The organism is Flavobacterium sp. LC2016-13 (genome assembly GCF_009707955.1).
Lineage (GTDB): Bacteria > Bacteroidota > Bacteroidia > Flavobacteriales > Flavobacteriaceae > Flavobacterium.
Map to the genome: position 1 here is coordinate 186,662 of NZ_WMDQ01000008.1, position 18,310 is coordinate 204,971.

The following is an 18,310-nucleotide window of genomic DNA, read 5'->3' on the forward strand; positions in this document are numbered from 1 at the left end:
TGAATCAATTTTATCATGTTGGCAAATCTGCTTTGTCAATCTAAAATATTTAATTAAAAATACGTATTTATACTTACATATACTTAAATTTGACAAAACAAATCTAAGTACTATGAAAAATACAAACTCTTTATCGCAATCACACAAGATTTTATTTTTGAATACTTTAGCATTCACCGTCTGTTTTGCTTGTTGGACATTAAACGGTGTATTGGTTACTTTTCTGGTAGATAACGGCATTTTTCATTGGAGCGTTGTACAAGTTGGCTGGCTTCTTGGAATCCCTATTTTAACCGGTTCAATCATGCGCTTACCTATCGGAATACTTACAGATAAATTTGGTGGCAAATACGTATTTTCACTTTTACTTCTCCTCTGCTCCATTCCTTTATTTTTATTACCTCTTGCAGATAGCTTTTTCATGTTTGCTTTGTTAAGTTTTCTATTTGGAATGGTGGGAACTAGTTTTGCAGTAGGAATTGGATATACCTCAATTTGGTATCCAAAAGAATGGCAAGGAAGAGCTTTGGGAATTTTCGGAATAGGAAATGCCGGAGCAGCCATCACAACTTTTTTAGCACCTTCATTACTCAATCATTTTTCTGTAGAAGATCCTCAAAACGGCTGGAAAATACTTCCCGTAATTTATGCCACAGCTTTAGTTATAATTGGAATCGCATTTTTAGTTTTCGCTAAAAATAAAAAACTGGAAAACGATACCAGAACCGTTTCTGAAATGCTTCAATCTCTAAAAAGTTCACGCGTTTGGCGTTTTGGAGCTTATTATTTTTTAGTTTTTGGATGTTTTGTGGCTTATTCGCAATGGCTTTTACCCAATTTCATGAACGTTTATCAAACCAGTTTGGTTATGGGTGGTTTATTTGCAACACTTTTCAGTTTACCTTCTGGCGTTATCAGAGCTTTTGGAGGTTATTTATCGGATAAATTCGGCGCACGAAAAGTAATGTATTGGGTTTTGAGTTCGTCTGTCATTTTAAGCGCACTTTTAATGATTCCAAAAATGGAAATAACAACAACAGGACCGGGAGTTTTAGCAACTAAAAAAGGAGTTATTACTTCGGTTTCAAATGAAAATATAAAAATCGGAAATACAGATTTTCCAATCGCTCAGAAAAAAAATACTGAAACTGAAAATAGCATTTTCCCAACAAGAACTTCATGGCAGCAAGTAGTTGTTAATCAAAATCAAACGGTTAAGAAAAAAGAACTTCTTGCCAGAGGAATTACCGTCATAAAATTTGATGCGAATATGTGGGTATTTTTGATCTTGGTCATTTTAATTGGAATTTCTTGGGGAATTGGTAAAGCCGCCGTTTACAAACATATTCCGGAATACTTTCCCAAAGACGTTGGCGTTGTTGGCGGAATGGTTGGAATGATTGGCGGTTTAGGCGGTTTTTTTGGTCCGATAATTTTTAGTTATTTGTTGACTTCAACCGGAATTTGGTCAAGTTCATGGATTTTTATTCTGGTATTTTCAGCCATTTGCCTCATTTGGATGCATTATACCATCACCAAAATCATGAACGAAAAACAACCTGTTTTATCAAAAGTAATTGACAGACAATAACTTAATGGAAATTTCAAAAAAATCATTATTTGTATGATTTTTATCACAAAATAAAACATAATAATCTTTTACATTTGCCTCGTAATTAAAAAGTCAGTTATGAAAAAACTAAGAATAACCATCCTACTAATATTAGGTGCAATTAGTGCTAATATTCAGGCGCAGGAGTTAGATGTGAACTTACAAATCAGACCTCGTTTCGAATATCGAAATGGTTATAAAACACTTTTGCCGGAAGGTCAGGAAGGAACTTCACAAATTTCACAACGTTCAAGATTAAACTTCAATTATAAACAAGATCAATTTACGGTAAAATTGACTTTGCAAAATACCAGAACCTGGGGAGATGTTGCAACTACTGCAACCGCTGATAAAAATGGTGTTGCTGTTTTTGAAGCGTGGGCACAATATGATTTAACAGAAAAATGGAGTGCGAGAATGGGACGTCAGGTACTTTCATACGATAACCAACGTATTTTAGGTGAACAGGATTGGGCACAACAAGCGCAAAGTCATGATGCATTGACGGTTTCATTTCATACTGAAAAACAGAAATTAGATTTTGGAATTGCTTATAATTCAAATGCCGAAAATGTACTTCAGACACCTTATACAGTTCCCAACTACAAAGCTTTGCAATATGCATGGTATCATAACCAATTTAATGAAGCTTTTGGTTTGAGTTTTTTATTAATGAATACAGGCTACGAGTATGCTCCTAATCCTAATCCTGACAACAAACTATTAGTAGATTACACACAAACTTTTGGGCCTTATCTAACTTATAAAAAAGGTAAAATAGACAGTAATTTTTGGGTATACGGCCAAACCGGAAAAAGTACAGATCTACAAGTAAGTGCGTGGAATGCTGCGGCTAACTTTGGATACCAAATAACAGAATCATTTAAAGCTGGTTTAGGATATGAATTTCTTTCAGGAAAAAATACAAACGACGGAAGTATTGTAATTAAATCATTCAATCCGATTTTTGGAACCAACCACGGTTTTAACGGTTACATGGATTATTTTTATGTTGGAAATCATTTAAAGAATGTTGGTTTACAGGATGCCTTTGTAAAATTAAACTACAATGTAAACAAATGGCAATTCGCCTTGATTCCTCATGTATTTTTATCTGCTGCAGATGTAGTTACACCTGTTGAGAAACTTGATTCTTATTTAGGAACCGAAGTTGACTTTACTGCTGCCTTTAATTTCAAAAAAGAAATTACTTTAACAGGAGGTTATTCACAAATGTTTGGGTCTAAAACTTTAGAATTCTTAAAAGCCGGAGACGCTGGTCACACTAACAATTGGGCGTGGTTAATGATTTCTGTAAATCCTCGAATTTTTAGCTGGAAAAAATAATTTTTCTTCAAAATTAACTTATATATTTTACCCTTTTCATATTTCGTGAAAAGGGTATTTTTTTTGTCTTACCAAAAAGTTATTATATACTTTAATTAGTTATATTTGAATCGATTATGAACCCCAAATTCTATCCTAATGAAACAATTTTTAAAATTATCAATGCTTACTTTTATTGTAACTCAAACTGGTATTGCTCAAAAATATAATGATGCTTTAATTTCAAAAGATTCAGAAATAAATTTTGCAAAAACACAAAAAAGAGGAATCAAAAAAAACAACATTATTTACTATGTTGAAAATGACTTACAAACAATATCTGCCTATAAAAGCAACAAATTGAAATGGCAAACAAATGTGATTTCTATTTGTGGAAAACCAAAACTTGGAGAACCTCAAATAAGATATGTAGGATATAATGCAGACAAATTACTTATTGTTATGGGAAAACATAATTTTGCAGAAATTGACATCAATAGTGGGTTAACAAAACTTGTTGGTTAATGATTTCTGTAAATTCAAGCACTTTTACTTTTACGAGATAGAGATTTTAAAATATACGCTTTATAATTTGCCCTTTTTCAGTTTTGGAAAAGGGCTTTTTTTTTTGGGATTTAAAAGTAATCTTATTATATTTTTTTTATAAGTATATTTGATTTGGCATAAGATATTTCAAACCTCAATGAAAAAATCATGATATGAAACACATTAAAAAAAAGTATTTTTTAGAGGAAAAACTTAAAACTATAAATAAAGAAACTCTTGGTTTAAAAAAAAACTTTGATAGTAAAGATTTGAAAAACTTAAGCAAAACTCATGATATTGTTATTGAGACATCAGATAATGAATTAATATTTGCTTTTATTTACAACGACAATGGAAATCATGTTACAATTCCATTACCTGACTTTACTTTAGTGTATTATGATTTTTCATATAAACTAAATATTGATAGAAAAGAAAGTAAAAAAATAATGCTAAAAAATTTGAAAAATGTAAATCATTTTACAGAATTAAATGGCGAAGTTCTTTATAGATTTTATGGATATTCGAGCTCGTGTATCATCAATCTATTTACTTCTATTGAATGTTTTATTAATCATTTATTACCTGAAAATAAAAATTACATAGAAGTAAATAACAATCGAACAGAAATTTATAATAAAACTCAAATTCAACAATATATCCAATTTTGGGATAAACTAAAAAAAGTCCTACCTCAATTTTATAATAAAAATTTCTTTCAAAAATCAACTCCAACCAATGAACATATTTTTAAACTTAAAGAATTAAGAGACAATATCATACATACAAAATCAGAAGATAGTGGAGCGTTACAAATTGAATTATTTAAGCAAATTCTAAATTTTAAATATGATGAAACCTTCATTGCTGTTGCAAAATTTATGAATTTTTATCAGCCTAAATATATAGAGGACTGTCCTTGCGAAAAAGAATTTTAATTTAATTTATAATTAAAATTATTAAGAAAAATAAATCATAAACAATGAAACTCATAGCTTGGAATTGCAACATGGCATTCAGAAAAAAGGCAGAATTTATTCTGGCTTACAATCCTGATATTGCTGTAATTTCAGAATGCGAAAATCCTGAAAAATTAAAATTTGCTGACGGAATAAAAGTACCAAACGATATTCTTTGGTACGGAACAAATCCGCATAAAGGACTTGGTGTTTTCTCGTATAGTGATTATCGATTTCAATTGCTTGATTGTCATAATCCTGATTTTAAAAACATTTTACCAATTGCCGTAACGGGCGGAAAAGTAGATTTTACTCTATTTGCAGTTTGGGCAAATAATCCGGCAGATAAAGATGGCGCTTACGTTACTCAGGTTTGGAAAGCGATTCATTATTATGAAGATTTAATCAAAGAAAACAAAACGATTTTAATTGGCGATTTTAACAGCAATACCATTTGGGACAAACCGCGAAGAGAAGGAAATCACACCACAGTTGTCAATACATTAGCATCTAAAAAAATATATAGCACATATCATAAATTCTACAATCAGGTTCAGGGCAAAGAAGAACATCCTACTTTATACATGTATCGCCACGAAAACAAACCTTATCATCTTGATTATTGTTTTGCATCAAATGATTTTATAGAAACTTTAGAAAGCGTCGAAATTGGAACTTATCAAGATTGGACGCTGCACAGCGACCACAAACCTTTAATAATTAAATTCAATATATAACTATGAACAACTGGACTCAAAGATGGGACGACCGCTACAGCAATGAAGAATTTGCCTATGGCGAAGAACCCAACAATTACTTAAAAGATCAAATTGAAAAATTAAATGCCGGATCGATTCTTTTTCCTGCCGAAGGCGAAGGACGAAATGCCATTTATGCCGCTAAATTAGGCTGGAAAGTTGCTGCTTTTGATATTAGTGCCGAAGGAAAAAACAAAGCCTTAAAACTGGCAGAAGCCAACAATGTTACAATCAATTATCAGGTTGGAGAATTAGAATCGCTAAATTATCAAACGGAACAATTTGATGCCATTGCGTTAATTTACGCTCATTTTCCTGCAGAAATTAAATCATCAATTCATAAAACGCTGGATAAATATTTAAGCAAAAATGGAATCATTATTTTTGAAGCTTTCAGTAAAAAACATTTAGAATATCTGGCTTTAAACGATAAAGTTGGCGGACCAAAAGACATCGAATCTTTATTTTCAATTGAAGAAATCCAATCTGATTTTTCTAATTATGAAATCATTGAATTGGTTGAAAAAGAAATTGAACTAAATGAAGGTTTATTTCATAACGGAAAAGGTTCTGTAATTCGATTTGTTGGAAGAAAAAAATAAACTACACAAAACGTTACGTAGAGGCGCGCCACCTGTGCGCCTCTACACAATCACTCCTCAAAAACAAATAACTAACTATATAACAGTTATTTAAAAACTTCACTTTTGTTAAAATCACAATTTTAATTTGTATTTTAGTACAAAAAAAATAGCTACAAGTTTCAGCCTGAAAAATTTCTAAAAGGTTGTTTCTCATTTTGTATTGCCCTATTCCGGAATAAAATAATAGTAAATTCTAAATAAATTTTATAATGGCAAAATCAAAAACAATTGTACTTGTACATGGAATGTTCGTGAACGATCGTAGCTGGATCGAATGGAAAAATTATTTTGAACAAAAAGGATATACCGTTTATGCTCCGCCAAATCCCGGACATGATGGCGATCCTGCGAAACTTAGGGAAAACATCCATCCTAAACTTGTCGAAACCGGATTCATAGATGTAGTGATGAATATCGCAAAACTGATCGATACTTTACCCGAAAAACCTCTTGTTATTGGGCATTCGATGGCAGGATTGGCGGTACAAAAATTAATAGATTTAGGCAAAGCCGATGCAGCAGTAAGTATTGACGGAGCACCTCCTAAAAACGTATTTCCTCCATTTTCAACCGTAAAAATTGTTTGGCCGGCAGTAAACTTTTTTGCCAGCCACGGTTATTATTTAGGATCGAGAGATTGGTACAACCGTGCTTTTTTTAATACACTTTCAAAATCAGAACAAGACAAGGCTTATGATTTGGTTGCTGTTCCTGAAAGCAGAAAAATAGGAAGAGAGACATTATTAAAATCTTTTTCTAATGCCGATTTCAAAAAACCACATCAACCCATTTTATTTATCGGTGGTGGAAATGATACTATATTTCCACCGGAACTAACCAAAAAAATTGCTTCTCAATACAAAGATCCAAACAGCAAAGTAGATGTAAAGATTTTTGATAGTAAAAGCCATTTTATCTGTGGTGAAAAAGGTTGGGAAGAAGTTGCCGATTATATTTTGAATTGGTACAACAATTTATAAAATCTCAAAAAAGATATACAAAAGAGACGCACAGCAGTGCGTCTCTAGAATATTAAAAATAAAATTTCAAAAAATTACGTATTTATACGTAAAAATACTTATTTTTGTTTACATCAAAATACGTGAATTATTTAGCGACTAAGTAAATTCATAAAATAGTATTCAAAAACGAGTTCTAATGCAAAATACCAAAATCAAAACTACCTGTTCGTATTGTGGCGTTGGCTGCGGTATTATCGTTACAAATGATGCTAAAAATGGCGTGATGGTTACGGGCGACAAAGATCATCCTGTAAACAAAGGAATGTTATGTTCGAAAGGAATGAATTTGCATTACGTAGTTAATGATACTTCAGACAGAATTTTGTATCCTGAAATGCGCGGCAGTAAATCCTATCCGCTTGAACGCGTAAGTTGGGACACAGCTCTTGATCGTGCTGCAGCTGTTTTTACTTCAATCATAAAAAAGCACGGACCGGACAGCGTTGGTTTTTATATTTCTGGACAATGTTTAACCGAAGAATATTATTTGGTAAACAAACTCGTAAAAGGTTTTTTAAAAACCAATAATATCGATACAAATTCCAGGCTTTGCATGAGTTCTGCTGTTGTAGGCTACAAAAAAACTTTTGGCGAAGATTCTGTTCCAATTGCTTATGATGATATTGAACTGGCAGATACATTCCTGATTACTGGTGCAAACCCAGCTTGGTGCCATCCCATTTTATTCAGAAGAATTGAAAAACACAAAGAGAAAAATCCAAAAATAAAAATCATTGTTATTGATCCGAGACGAACTGATACAGCAGCTTTCGCGGATTTGCATTTGCAGATTATTCCCGGATCTGACATTATTTTATATCATGCCATTGCCAAACGCATTATCGAAAAAGGCTACGTAGATCATGATTTTGTAAAAAATAATGCCGAAAACTTCAAACAATATAAAGACTTAGTTCTAAGTACTTCTTTAGAAAAAGCGTCAAAACTTTGTGGTATTTCTGTAAACGACATTAAACTTGCCGCAGATATTATTGGCAAAGCAAAAGGATTTATTTCGCTTTGGGCAATGGGATTAAATCAAAGTGCTGTTGGCGTTGATAAAAACACAGCGCTTCTAAATTTATCTTTATTAACGGGTCAAATTGGTAAACCAGGTTCCGGGCCATTTTCTTTAACCGGACAACCCAACGCAATGGGCGGACGCGAAGTTGGCGGAATGGCAACTTTATTAGCCGCACATAAAGACATAGCCAATCCGGAACATCGAAAAGAAGTGGCCGATTTTTGGGGCGTTGATTCCATTTCAGATAAACCGGGTTTAACGGCTACGGAAATGTTTGAAGCTTTGGAATCCGGTAAAATGAAAGCCGTTTGGATCATTTGTACCAATCCGTTGGTAAGTTTACCAGATTCCCGTCGCATCGAAAAAGCATTGCAAAACGCCAAATTCGTAGTTGTTCAGGATATTTCGCATAATGCGGATACTTCAAAATATGCCGATTTACTGTTGCCAGCTGCAGGTTGGTTAGAAAAAGAAGGTACAATGACCAATTCTGAACGTCGTATTTCTTATTTACCAAAAGGAATTAATGCGCCCGGAGAAGCACTTTCGGATATTGAGATTTTAATTCGCTTTGCGAAAAAAATGAATTTCAACGGTTTCAATTTTAATAGCGCTGAGGAAATTTACAAAGAACATTGCGCGTTAACCAAAAATACAAACATTGATATTTCATTTTTAAATTATCATCGTTTAAAAACTGAAGGCACTTTTCAATGGCCGGTTCCTGATTACGGACATCCGGGAACTCCTCGCCTATTTACCGATAAAAAATTCTATACGCCATCGAAAAAAGCGATTTTTAATTTACCAACACATATTGAAAATACATCGGAACAACCAACTCCGCAATTTCCTTTTATTTTAACAACGGGACGTGTTCGCGATCAATGGCATACGATGACGAAAACCGGAAAAGTATCAAGATTAATGACGCATACGCCAAGTCCGGTTTTAGAAATAAATCCGATTGACGCTTATAAAAATGATATTAAAAATGGTGACATTGTTATTGTTTCCAGCAAAAACGGAGAAGTTCGGGTAAAAGCAAAAGTAACGGATTCTATCAAAGAAAAAGTCGTTTTTCTGCCGATGCATTGGGGAAAACAACTTGAAAATGATTTAAACAGAACCAATAATTTAACCAATACAGTTGTAGATCCTATTTCTAAAGAACCTGATTTTAAATACACAACTGTTTCGATTACAAAATATGTAAAACCATTTCAAAAAATTGCCATTATTGGCGCCGGAGCAGCATCTTTTAGATTTATTCAAAACTATCGCGAATTTAATTCTACCGATGAAATTATTGTTTTTTCGAATGAAATAAATCCGTTTTACAATCGTGTTTTACTTCCGGAATATATGACGGGCGAATTTACTTGGGAACAACTTTTAAAAGTAAAAGATGGTGAAGCCTTAAACAAGCTAAATATTACCATGAAAGCCGGAATCGCAATCGAAAAAATAAATACTTCTGATAAAACAATACAAGACAGTTTAGGGCAAACTTATACTTTTGATTCTTTGATTATGGCAACCGGAAGCCGCCCTTTTGTTCCTGAAAATGCACAGCTTCATCTTCCCGGACGTTTTACGGTAAGACGAAAAGAAGATGCAGACAGTTTAAAAAAACATCTTGACAGCACTAATTTACCGCCCGAAGAACAGCATGTTGTGATTATTGGCGGTGGTTTATTAGGATTAGAACTGGCTGCGGCATTAAAACATAAAAAAGTAAAAATTACTATAATTCAAAGAGCCTCACGTTTGATGGAACGCCAGTTAGATCGGGTTTCGAGTAAATTATTAGCAGAAGAAGTTCAGCTTCGCGACATTCAGATTTATTTTGATAATGAAGTAAGTACCGTTTTTGAAACTGATAATGATAATGAACTCGAAATTGCGTTAAAAAGTGGCAGAATCATTACGGCAAATGCAATTGTTTATACTATCGGCACAATTCCGAACATTGAAATTGCGCGTGAAACCGGACTTGCCTGCGGTCGTGGCGTAAAAGTAAATCAGTATTTACAATCTTCAAATCCTGATATTTATGCGATTGGAGAAATCGCTGAATTCAACAATCGATTATTCGGAATCACTTCTGCCGCTGAAGAACAAGCCGATGTTCTGGCTAACTTTTTGGCAGGCGACATTAGCAGTTTTTACAAAGGTTCGGTTTTAATGAATATCCTGAAACTCGAAGATATTAATTTGTGCAGCATTGGAGAAATTGAAATTCCTGAAAACGACGATTCGTATGAAGAAATTGTTTTTGCCGATTTGAAACAGCGTTATTACAAAAAATGTATCGTAAAAAACGATCTATTAGTTGGAGCAATTTTAATGGGAGATAAAAATGAATTTGCTGAATTCAAAACCATGATCGAAAGCAAAATCGAATTATCAGACAAACGAAATTCATTATTAAGAGGAAGTTCAACAGCAAAACCTGTATTAGGAAAATTGGTATGTTCCTGCAGTCAGGTTGGTGCCGGAAATATTGAAGAAACGATTAAAAGCGGTGTAAACGATTTTACCGATTTATGCAAAAACACAGGCGCCGGATTAGGTTGCGGAAGCTGTAAAACTGAGGTTAAAGAGATACTCGCTAAGTGTAAATAGTTTGTTTTGTTTCAAGTTTCATGTTTCAAGTTGTTGAAACGCGTAACCTGAAACTTGAAACCTGAAACCTGAAACTTGAAACTTGAAACAAATTAAAAAAATGGAACTAACAAGACTAATAGTAAAAGGAGGCGTTATTTCGCCGGGAGAACTTCGGGAAGTTGTTAATATGGCTATGGATCATGGTTTAGATTCTATTTCATTTGGTTCAAGGCAGGATATTATTTTTCCGAAAGGCTTAAAATCTTTAGATAAAGAAAAATTAGGCAAACATCATTTTGTACTGCCAAATGAAAAAAGCGGTAATAATATCGTTTCTTCTTATGTTTCTACGGATATTTTTAGAAATACTAATTGGCTTACCGGCAACAAATTCCTCTACATTTTAGAGCAGTTTAAAGAACAGCCAAAACTCAAAGTTAACATTACAGATCCTAAACAACAATTGGTTCCGTTGTTTACAGGACATTTAAATTTTATAGCTTCAGAACACGAAGATTATTGGTATCTGTATATTCGTTTACCAAAATGGGAACGTATGGAAGTATATCCGGTTTTAATTTACAGTTGGGATATTGCCACTTTTTATTATGAAATCGAAAAAATCATCGCTGAGGAATCATACGGAATCGAGATGCTTTTTAGTCTGATAAGCGAAGTTTTAGACACCAATAACAGAACAATCGACAAACCTTTAAACATTCCGTTTTATCCCTTTCCTTATTATGAAGGCATGAACCGCATGGGAATTGACCAATATTGGCTGGGTTTGTATTGGAGAAATAACTTATACGATTTAGATTTTTTGAAAGAAATGTGCGATTTGTGTTTTGATTGTAAGATTGGAAAAATATGCATCACGCCCTGGAAATCATTTATTGTAAAAGGAATTCCTAAAGACCGAAAGCTCGAATGGGAAAAATTTCTTGGCAAAAAAGGAATCAATGTTCGCCATTCTCTTTTAGAATTAAACTGGCATTTGCCTGTTGCAATGGAATGGGCTTTGAACCTTAAAACTTTCCTGGTTCGCACACTCGATCAATTTGATATTAGTACTTATGGTTTAACATTCGGTTTGTCTGAATACAATCGCGATGGACATTATTTTACTTCTATCGTTGTTGAAAAAAATGAGTTGCCTGTAGCGCTTGAATCGATTAAAATTCGCGATACTTATAATGTTTTATTTGCAAAGAATTTCGACCCTAATACGCGTGAATATATTGTGCATTCGCAAGATATTGATAAACTGGAGTTGCCCACAATCTTAATTGAATTAAGCAGAAGATATTTCGATGAACTCGGAAATTCAACAACAGAACCAACAGAAAATCTGCAGAAAAAAGAAAAACCACAATTAGATGTCTACCAATGTCAGGAATGTTTAACGCTTTATAATCCTGAATACGGAGATGAATCTCAAGGAATTTCAAAAGGTATATTATTTACAGATTTAGCTGAAAGCTACTGTTGTTCTTTATGTGAAGGTCCAAAAACTAATTTTAAGATTTTAGAGGTTGTCGAAAATTAGGTTTCTACGTTAATTTTACAAGTAATGTCCTTCATTTTTCATGTAGAATTGTTAAGAAATTTTAGTTTTTAAATTCCACATAAAACTCAATTTACTAATAATCAAAAGCTTAATTATTAAAATTAACAAAAAGCTTAACATTGGGAGACTTGTTTTATAATTATCTTTACTTAACCGTAAGTTAACAATTTGATTACATTGTTAAGGATATCATCATCTAAAAGCTCATTTAATATGGAAAACAAAACCTCAGAAACTAATCCCGAGAAAATCGATTCCCCAACGACTGAAAGCCTTAAACCCGCTGCAGATACAGTAAAAGCTGAAAATATAACTCCGGCAAAAACGCCAGTGGTTAAAACTACGCCTGTAAAAACAACGACAGCTGCAAAACCAGCCGCTACAACAGCCGCAAAAACAACAACACCAAAAGCTCCGGCAAAACCTACTGTAAAAACAGCGGCAACAACTACACCAAAGCCAACTGTTCGCAGAACACCTGCAAAAAAAGTATTAACTCCTGCTGTTAAAACAGAAGAGGAAAAAATTGCAGTTGCTGATTCTAAAGAAGAAAATACAAGTGAAGTAGTTAAAAGCGAAAAAGCTGCTAAAGATAAATCTAATAAAAAAGCCAAAAAAGTGAAAGACAAAGACAAGGACAAAGAGAAAAAGAAATTAGCGAAGAAAAAAGACAAAGCTAAAGAAGACAAAAAGAAAGAAAAAGCTAAAAAAGCGAAGCTAAAAGCTGCAGCTAAGAAAAAAGAAAAAGCTAAAAAAGCAAAGGATAAAGCTAAAGCTAAAAAAATTGCAAAAAAGAAAGTGAAGTCTAAGAAAAAGGCAAAAGCTAAAAAGAAAAAATAATTTATAAAAGAGGTTTGACTTGAAAAAGTTGAACCTCTTTTTTGTTTTGTCATCCTGAGGAACGAAGGATCACACTAGAAACTCCGCAAAGATAATCGTCAATCTGTGTCGATTTATGAGTGTGATCCTTCGTTCCTCAGGATGACAAGATTGTGGTTATCAATTTCAAAGTCAAAAACTATCCCCCAATCGCAATCATACTACGATTATCAAAATGCAAATTCGGGTCATCCATTTCTTCAATAGTAACCATTCCTGCCCTCACTTTCTTTTTATTTTTAATTGAATCTGAAATCAAATTTGTAATTGATTCGCCGTTTCGAAAAGGTGTAAGCAAATCAGTTTCAGAATTTGAGAAAAGGCAGTTTTTAATTTTTCCGTTTGCCGTTAAGCGAATTCGGTTACAGCCATCACAAAACGGATTTGTAATCGAACTTATGATTCCGAAATTGCCCTGAAAACCTTTTATTTTATAAGTTCTCGCTGTAAAGTTTTTTTCATCTTCTAATTTCAGAATTTCTTCTGATGAAAAAGCTGCTTCAACTTGCGATAAAATTTCGTTTTGAGAAACCATTTTACTTCTGTCCCACTCGTTTCCGGCAAAAGGCATGAACTCAATAAAACGAATTGAAATGGGTAAAAACTGCGTTAATTTGATAAAGTCGATGATTTCATTTTCATTGAAACCTTTCATTAAAACTACATTTACTTTTACCTGAAAATCATCATTCAAAAGCAAATGCAAATTATCAATTACTTTATCAAACTGATTTCTAAGTGTTACTGAATGAAATTTAGAAGCAATCAGAGTATCTAAACTCAAATTGATTTTTTTGATTTTAAATTGCTTTAAAACATCAATATGGCGATCAATTAAAATTCCGTTTGTTGTTATCGAAACCGAAACTTCAAGCGAAGCTAACTTGGAAATAATCTCTGGAAAATCTTTTCTTAATAAAGGTTCTCCGCCTGTTAATCTTATTTTATCTACACCATTTACTACGAAAGTCTGGGCAATCGAAAAAATCTCATCAGCAGTCATTAAACTCGCTTTTGGAGATAATTCAATTCCGTCAGCAGGCATGCAATACGTACAACGCAAATTGCATTTCTCTAACAGCGAAATACGCAAATAATTGTGTTTTCGCCCAAAATCATCCGTTAAAATGGTTTTAGAGGGTGTCATGATTTTTTCCTTTTAAAATATGAAAAACGTGCATTACATGAGGAAAAACAGCGTCCATAGATTCTCTCGCTCCGTTTGTTGATCCCGGCAAAGCCAAAACCAAACTTTTTCCTAATGTTCCTGCAACTGTTCTTGATAACATTGCATACGGCATTCTTTGTTGTCCGTAATCGCGAATTGCTTCTTCGATTCCCGGAATTCTGCTTTCTAATATTGGCGCTAACGCTTCTGGTGTAACATCTCTTGGCGATAATCCTGTTCCACCGGTAAAAATCACTAATTGATGTTCAGCCGCAAAAGCTTTTGTTCGTTCCTGAATAATATCTAATTCATCAGGAATAATTTCATAATGAGCTGTTTCAACTCCATAAGAATTTAATTTCTCTATAATAATTTTTCCGGAGCGATCTTCTTTATCACCGGCAAAAATTGAATCAGAACAAACAAAAACAGCTGCTTTTATAGCGTTTGGAAATTTATTTTTGAAAGAAGATTTTCCGCCTTCTTTATTAATTAATTTGATTGTTGAAATTTCAATTTCCTTATCAATTGGTTTCAGCATATCATACATTGTAAGTGCCACAATTGAAGCTCCGTGCATGGCTTCAACCTCAACTCCGGTTTTGTAAACCGTTTTTACATTGAAAATAATCTGAATTTCCAAACGTTCAATTTTATATTCTACCGAAGTAAATTCAATTGGAATTGGATGACAATCCGGAATCGACAAATGCGTATTTTTTACCGCAAATAATCCGGCAGTTTTAGCCATTTCCAGCACATTTCCTTTCGGAACCAGATTATTTACAACGGCATCAATCGTTTCCTGTTTACTAACCTTAACAATTGCTGTAGCTGTTGCTACTCTTAATGTGCTTATTTTATGCGTAATATCAACCATTAGTATTTTGTTTCCAGGTGAAAGTATCGTTTTCAAACATTTCTTTTCCAAAAATGGGCACGTCTGTTTTTATCCAGTTTACAATGGCTTCTGTCGCTTCATAAACTTGTTTGCGTCGTGTTGCCGAAACAAATACAAAAAGACAAATTTCTCCTGCTTTTACAATGCCTAAACTGTGATAAATATGCATACAAGTCAAATCGAATTTAGCAAAAGCTTTTTCACGAATGGCATGCAGTGCTTCGTTTGCCATATCCGTATAAGCAGAATAATCTATCGCGACAACGGTATTATCGTGAATGACATCAGCACGAACTTGTCCCAAAAAAATATTGTGTGCACCAATCGTATGTTTTGATTGATGTTTAGCGATCGACTCCGCTATAAATTCGGGAGCAATTGGTCCTTCTACAAATACATTTTTACTCATTGTTTTTTATTTTTTTATAGCCACGAATTCACGAATTTTATTTTTTAAAATCTATACGCAAAGTATTTGAATTAATTCGTGAATTCGTGGCTATTCTTTTTTTCTTTTAATAATTGTCTCATTACCAAAGCACCGCCAGAAATACTTTTTACTTTTTTAAATTCTTTTTTTTGAAGTAATTCTGTTGCTTTTTTACTTCTTATACCGGATTGACAGAAAACATAAATTGTTTGATTTGAATTCAGTTTTTCAATTTCGTTTTCTAAATTTATTAATGGAATCTGAATTCCATTTTTGAAATTAATTTTCGGAATTTCATCATTATTTCTAACGTCTAAAAAAAGAACCTCATCATTATTAATTTCAGTTAAGATTTCTTCGAAGGAAACTTCTTCAACTTCATTTTTATCAGCATTGTATTTTTCCAGAAAAGTACTTTTATCGATTACAATATTCGTGTTTTTTTCAAAGTCATACTTTTGCTGTTCGTTATTCAAAATATTGTACACCAGTATTTTACTACTTAACACTTCTCCTATTTCTAGAATCATTTTTATAACTTCGTTTGCCTGAAGCATTCCAATAATTCCAACCGAAATTCCGATTACGCCGGCATCTTCACAATTTAATGCGTTTATGTTTTCATCGGGATATAAACATCTATATGTTGGTCCGTTTTTATAATTAAAAACCGAAACCTGACCTTGAAACCTGAAAATAGATCCGTAAACCATTGGTTTATTAACTACTAAACAAGCATCGTTTATGAGATATTTTATCGCAATATTATCTGTTGCATCAACAATAATATCATAATCTTCAAATAAATCGATGGCATTTTTCGCTGATAATTTTTCTGCAATAGCATTTACTTTTACCAACGGATTTAATTCTGAAACCATCAATTTGGCTTCTTCAACTTTATATTTTCCAACTGCCGAACTTTTATAAATTACTTGTCGCTGTAAGTTAGAAACTTCAATAACATCATCATCTACAATCCCGATTTCGCCCACGCCAGCGGCAGCCAAATAAGGTAATACTGCAGCACCCAAACCTCCGGCTCCAATGATAAGAACTTTAGCTTTAGTTAGTTTTTCCTGACCAGAATCTCCAATTTCAGGAAGAATTATTTGTCTGTTATAACGTGCCGTTGTATTCATAAAATTAATTTTATCCTCCAGCAAAAGGAGGCAATAAAGCCACAATATCACTTGTTTGCAAAGTATAATCTGTTGCTTTTGATACTATTTTTTGATTGACTGCTACGCTAAAAGACAGCGAATTGAATTGGTATTTTTTATCAAGATTTTGCAATAATTCCTGCAATGAAACTTGAGAAAAAGATACTTTTTCAAAATCACATTTCGTTTTTTCAGCGACAGCTCCAAAATATTTAACTTCAATCATTATTATAAATTTAAATTCTGAAAAATAAATTCATCATCAAAATGCTCTTGAAAATAAGAAGTCAATTTTGAAGTATTTTTTACGACTTCACCAATCACAATAATTGCTGGCGAAGAGATTTTATTTTCTGATACTAATTTAGCAATTGAACTTATAGTTCCAACTACTTTTTGTTCCGTATTTTTTGTTCCGTTTTGAATAATTGCAATCGGCAAATCATCTGTTCGGTTCTCTTTATAAATCGAAATTATTTCTTCTAATTTATGCATTCCCATCAAAATAACTACGGTCGCAGCCGATTTTGAAGCTAAATGAATATCTTTTGATAATGCGTGATTAGACGTTGTTCCTGTTATTACCCAAAAACTTTCGGCAATCTGGCGTTGCGTCAAACTTATTCCAACCGAAGCAGGAACGCCTAAAGCAGACGAAATTCCGGGAACAATAGCCGTTTCCAAACCAAATTTTTCTACATATTCAATTTCTTCACTTCCTCTTCCAAAAATAAAAGGATCACCGCCTTTTAAACGTACAACATGACCATGACGATTTGCCATCGAAACAATTAATTCGTTAATCTGGTCTTGTGTATAAGCATGACAGCCCAAACGTTTGCCTACAAAATGAATTTCGGCATTCGTTGCGTATTGCAATAATTCTTCGTTAACCAAAGCATCATACAAAACCACGTCGGCACTTTCTAAAGCTTTTATTGCTTTTAGTGTAATCAATTCGGCATCACCGGGACCCGCGCCTACAATCGTTAATTTTGGTGTTTTTGAATTTCGCATAGCTTTTAACTTAAATTGATGTTAAGGTCGTTTAATTCGTCTGCCGAATTAATGTTGGTTAAATAAAAGTTTTCACTTTCTTCAATTGTGATGATTTGATGCGGAACATTCGCAATTAAATCCATCATTTTTAAATCGTCGTTATCAATTGCGCTTTTGATAACGGGCAATACTTTTTTAGAATAAATCCCAATCAACGGATGTAATCTGCTTTCTGAAGCAAAAACGGTAATCAATGCTTCATCGTTATGTTTTGAAATTAATTCTGATAATAATTCAGTTGAAATTAACGGAATATCACAACTCAAAATCAAATTAAATTCGATTTCAGAATGTGATAATGCGGTGTAAATTCCACCCAACGGACCTTTATCAATAACAATATCCGGTATTTTTTTATACTCTAAATAATCGTAATCTTTTGTATTTGTAATTAATTTAATATTTTCCGTAATTGGCAAAATGGCCTGAATAATATGTTCAATAAATGGCTTGTTCTGAAAAAGAACTAATCCTTTCTCTGACTGCATTCTGGAACTTTTTCCTCCGCAAAGAATAAATACTGCTGGTGTTTCCATGATTTAGTTTTTTGTTTCAGGTTTTCCCAATTTTTGTCCCGACGGTTGAAATCGTCGGCTAATATTTATATAACATCTCTTATAAATTCGCTTTTCAAACATT

At 33.2% G+C, this 18,310-nt stretch carries 17 protein-coding genes; 10 read left to right on the forward strand and 7 right to left on the reverse strand.

The window, feature by feature from the left end; genetic code table 11:
• The first annotated feature begins 112 nt into the window (after positions 1 to 112).
• The 10 genes from GKZ86_RS16950 to GKZ86_RS16995 all read left to right on the forward strand — a co-directional run bounded on the left by GKZ86_RS16950 (position 113) and on the right by GKZ86_RS16995 (position 12,911).
• Positions 113 to 1,591: a nitrate/nitrite transporter gene (locus GKZ86_RS16950; RefSeq protein WP_154784253.1), complete on the forward strand. Its 1,479-nt coding sequence runs from the start codon at positions 113 to 115 to the stop codon at positions 1,589 to 1,591.
• 99 nt (positions 1,592 to 1,690) lie between these two features.
• Positions 1,691 to 2,959 carry an alginate export family protein gene (locus GKZ86_RS16955; protein ID WP_154784254.1) on the forward strand — a complete coding sequence of 423 codons (1,269 nt, stop codon included), beginning with the start codon at positions 1,691 to 1,693 and terminating at the stop codon, positions 2,957 to 2,959.
• 138 nt (positions 2,960 to 3,097) lie between these two features.
• Positions 3,098 to 3,463 (forward strand): hypothetical protein, encoded by a 366-nt coding sequence (locus GKZ86_RS16960; protein WP_154784255.1) that lies wholly within the window; start codon positions 3,098 to 3,100, stop codon positions 3,461 to 3,463.
• Between the two features lie 194 nt (positions 3,464 to 3,657).
• Complete coding sequence (locus GKZ86_RS16965; RefSeq protein ID WP_154784256.1) at positions 3,658 to 4,422, forward strand: hypothetical protein; 765 nt, start codon at positions 3,658 to 3,660, stop codon at positions 4,420 to 4,422.
• Between the two features lie 44 nt (positions 4,423 to 4,466).
• The gene (locus tag GKZ86_RS16970) at positions 4,467 to 5,180 is read left to right on the forward strand and encodes an endonuclease/exonuclease/phosphatase family protein (RefSeq protein WP_154784257.1); all 714 of its coding nucleotides are present in this window, start codon (positions 4,467 to 4,469) and stop codon (positions 5,178 to 5,180) included.
• 2 nt (positions 5,181 to 5,182) lie between these two features.
• Complete coding sequence (locus GKZ86_RS16975) at positions 5,183 to 5,803, forward strand: bifunctional 2-polyprenyl-6-hydroxyphenol methylase/3-demethylubiquinol 3-O-methyltransferase UbiG (RefSeq protein WP_154784258.1); 621 nt, start codon at positions 5,183 to 5,185, stop codon at positions 5,801 to 5,803.
• A 251-nt stretch (positions 5,804 to 6,054) separates the two neighbouring features.
• Positions 6,055 to 6,825, forward strand: coding sequence for an alpha/beta hydrolase (locus GKZ86_RS16980; protein WP_154784259.1), 771 nt, complete (start codon positions 6,055 to 6,057; stop codon positions 6,823 to 6,825).
• A 178-nt stretch (positions 6,826 to 7,003) separates the two neighbouring features.
• Positions 7,004 to 10,519, forward strand: a complete 3,516-nt coding sequence (locus GKZ86_RS16985) for a nitrate reductase (protein WP_154784260.1) — start codon at positions 7,004 to 7,006, stop codon at positions 10,517 to 10,519.
• 100 nt (positions 10,520 to 10,619) lie between these two features.
• Positions 10,620 to 12,050: a rubredoxin gene (locus GKZ86_RS16990; protein WP_154784261.1), complete on the forward strand. Its 1,431-nt coding sequence runs from the start codon at positions 10,620 to 10,622 to the stop codon at positions 12,048 to 12,050.
• A gap of 234 nt (positions 12,051 to 12,284) precedes the next feature.
• Positions 12,285 to 12,911: a hypothetical protein gene (locus tag GKZ86_RS16995; RefSeq protein ID WP_154784262.1), complete on the forward strand. Its 627-nt coding sequence runs from the start codon at positions 12,285 to 12,287 to the stop codon at positions 12,909 to 12,911.
• Positions 12,912 to 13,089: 178 nt separating this feature from the next.
• Here GKZ86_RS16995 and moaA read toward each other — a convergent pair whose 3' ends face one another.
• From moaA to GKZ86_RS17030, 7 genes are all read right to left on the reverse strand, one after another.
• Positions 13,090 to 14,097, reverse strand: a complete 1,008-nt coding sequence (gene moaA / locus GKZ86_RS17000) for a GTP 3',8-cyclase MoaA (RefSeq protein WP_154784263.1) — start codon at positions 14,095 to 14,097, stop codon at positions 13,090 to 13,092.
• A complete protein-coding gene (moaCB, locus tag GKZ86_RS17005) occupies positions 14,084 to 14,998 on the reverse strand; it encodes a bifunctional molybdenum cofactor biosynthesis protein MoaC/MoaB (protein ID WP_154784264.1) in 915 nt (304 codons plus the stop codon). The genes moaA and moaCB overlap by 14 nt, the downstream gene beginning before the upstream one ends.
• Positions 14,991 to 15,428, reverse strand: a complete 438-nt coding sequence (locus GKZ86_RS17010; RefSeq protein ID WP_154784265.1) for a molybdenum cofactor biosynthesis protein MoaE — start codon at positions 15,426 to 15,428, stop codon at positions 14,991 to 14,993. The genes moaCB and GKZ86_RS17010 overlap by 8 nt, the downstream gene beginning before the upstream one ends.
• A 71-nt stretch (positions 15,429 to 15,499) precedes the next feature.
• Positions 15,500 to 16,591 carry a HesA/MoeB/ThiF family protein gene (gene moeB / locus GKZ86_RS17015; protein WP_154784266.1) on the reverse strand — a complete coding sequence of 364 codons (1,092 nt, stop codon included), beginning with the start codon at positions 16,589 to 16,591 and terminating at the stop codon, positions 15,500 to 15,502.
• A 10-nt stretch (positions 16,592 to 16,601) separates the two neighbouring features.
• Positions 16,602 to 16,838, reverse strand: a complete 237-nt coding sequence (locus tag GKZ86_RS17020; RefSeq protein WP_154784267.1) for a MoaD/ThiS family protein — start codon at positions 16,836 to 16,838, stop codon at positions 16,602 to 16,604.
• Positions 16,839 to 16,840: 2 nt separating this feature from the next.
• Positions 16,841 to 17,629, reverse strand: coding sequence for a uroporphyrinogen-III C-methyltransferase (cobA, locus tag GKZ86_RS17025; RefSeq protein ID WP_154784268.1), 789 nt, complete (start codon positions 17,627 to 17,629; stop codon positions 16,841 to 16,843).
• Between the two features lie 5 nt (positions 17,630 to 17,634).
• A complete protein-coding gene (locus tag GKZ86_RS17030) occupies positions 17,635 to 18,207 on the reverse strand; it encodes a molybdenum cofactor guanylyltransferase (protein ID WP_154784269.1) in 573 nt (190 codons plus the stop codon).
• Between the last annotated feature and the right edge of the window lie 103 nt (positions 18,208 to 18,310).

Coding starts and splice junctions, on each gene's coding strand:
- GKZ86_RS16990 (WP_154784261.1), top strand. CDS start 10,620: ATGGAACTAACAAGACTAATAGTAAAAGGAGGCGTTATTTCGCCGGGA.
- GKZ86_RS17010 (WP_154784265.1), bottom strand. CDS start 15,428: ATGAGTAAAAATGTATTTGTAGAAGGACCAATTGCTCCCGAATTTATA.
- GKZ86_RS17030 (WP_154784269.1), bottom strand. CDS start 18,207: ATGGAAACACCAGCAGTATTTATTCTTTGCGGAGGAAAAAGTTCCAGA.
- GKZ86_RS16975 (WP_154784258.1), top strand. CDS start 5,183: ATGAACAACTGGACTCAAAGATGGGACGACCGCTACAGCAATGAAGAA.
- GKZ86_RS16955 (WP_154784254.1), top strand. CDS start 1,691: ATGAAAAAACTAAGAATAACCATCCTACTAATATTAGGTGCAATTAGT.
- GKZ86_RS16995 (WP_154784262.1), top strand. CDS start 12,285: ATGGAAAACAAAACCTCAGAAACTAATCCCGAGAAAATCGATTCCCCA.
- GKZ86_RS16985 (WP_154784260.1), top strand. CDS start 7,004: ATGCAAAATACCAAAATCAAAACTACCTGTTCGTATTGTGGCGTTGGC.
- moaA (WP_154784263.1), bottom strand. CDS start 14,097: ATGACACCCTCTAAAACCATTTTAACGGATGATTTTGGGCGAAAACAC.
- moeB (WP_154784266.1), bottom strand. CDS start 16,591: ATGAATACAACGGCACGTTATAACAGACAAATAATTCTTCCTGAAATT.
- GKZ86_RS16970 (WP_154784257.1), top strand. CDS start 4,467: ATGAAACTCATAGCTTGGAATTGCAACATGGCATTCAGAAAAAAGGCA.
- GKZ86_RS17020 (WP_154784267.1), bottom strand. CDS start 16,838: ATGATTGAAGTTAAATATTTTGGAGCTGTCGCTGAAAAAACGAAATGT.
- GKZ86_RS16965 (WP_154784256.1), top strand. CDS start 3,658: ATGAAACACATTAAAAAAAAGTATTTTTTAGAGGAAAAACTTAAAACT.
- moaCB (WP_154784264.1), bottom strand. CDS start 14,998: ATGGTTGATATTACGCATAAAATAAGCACATTAAGAGTAGCAACAGCT.
- GKZ86_RS16980 (WP_154784259.1), top strand. CDS start 6,055: ATGGCAAAATCAAAAACAATTGTACTTGTACATGGAATGTTCGTGAAC.
- GKZ86_RS16960 (WP_154784255.1), top strand. CDS start 3,098: ATGAAACAATTTTTAAAATTATCAATGCTTACTTTTATTGTAACTCAA.
- cobA (WP_154784268.1), bottom strand. CDS start 17,629: ATGCGAAATTCAAAAACACCAAAATTAACGATTGTAGGCGCGGGTCCC.
- GKZ86_RS16950 (WP_154784253.1), top strand. CDS start 113: ATGAAAAATACAAACTCTTTATCGCAATCACACAAGATTTTATTTTTG.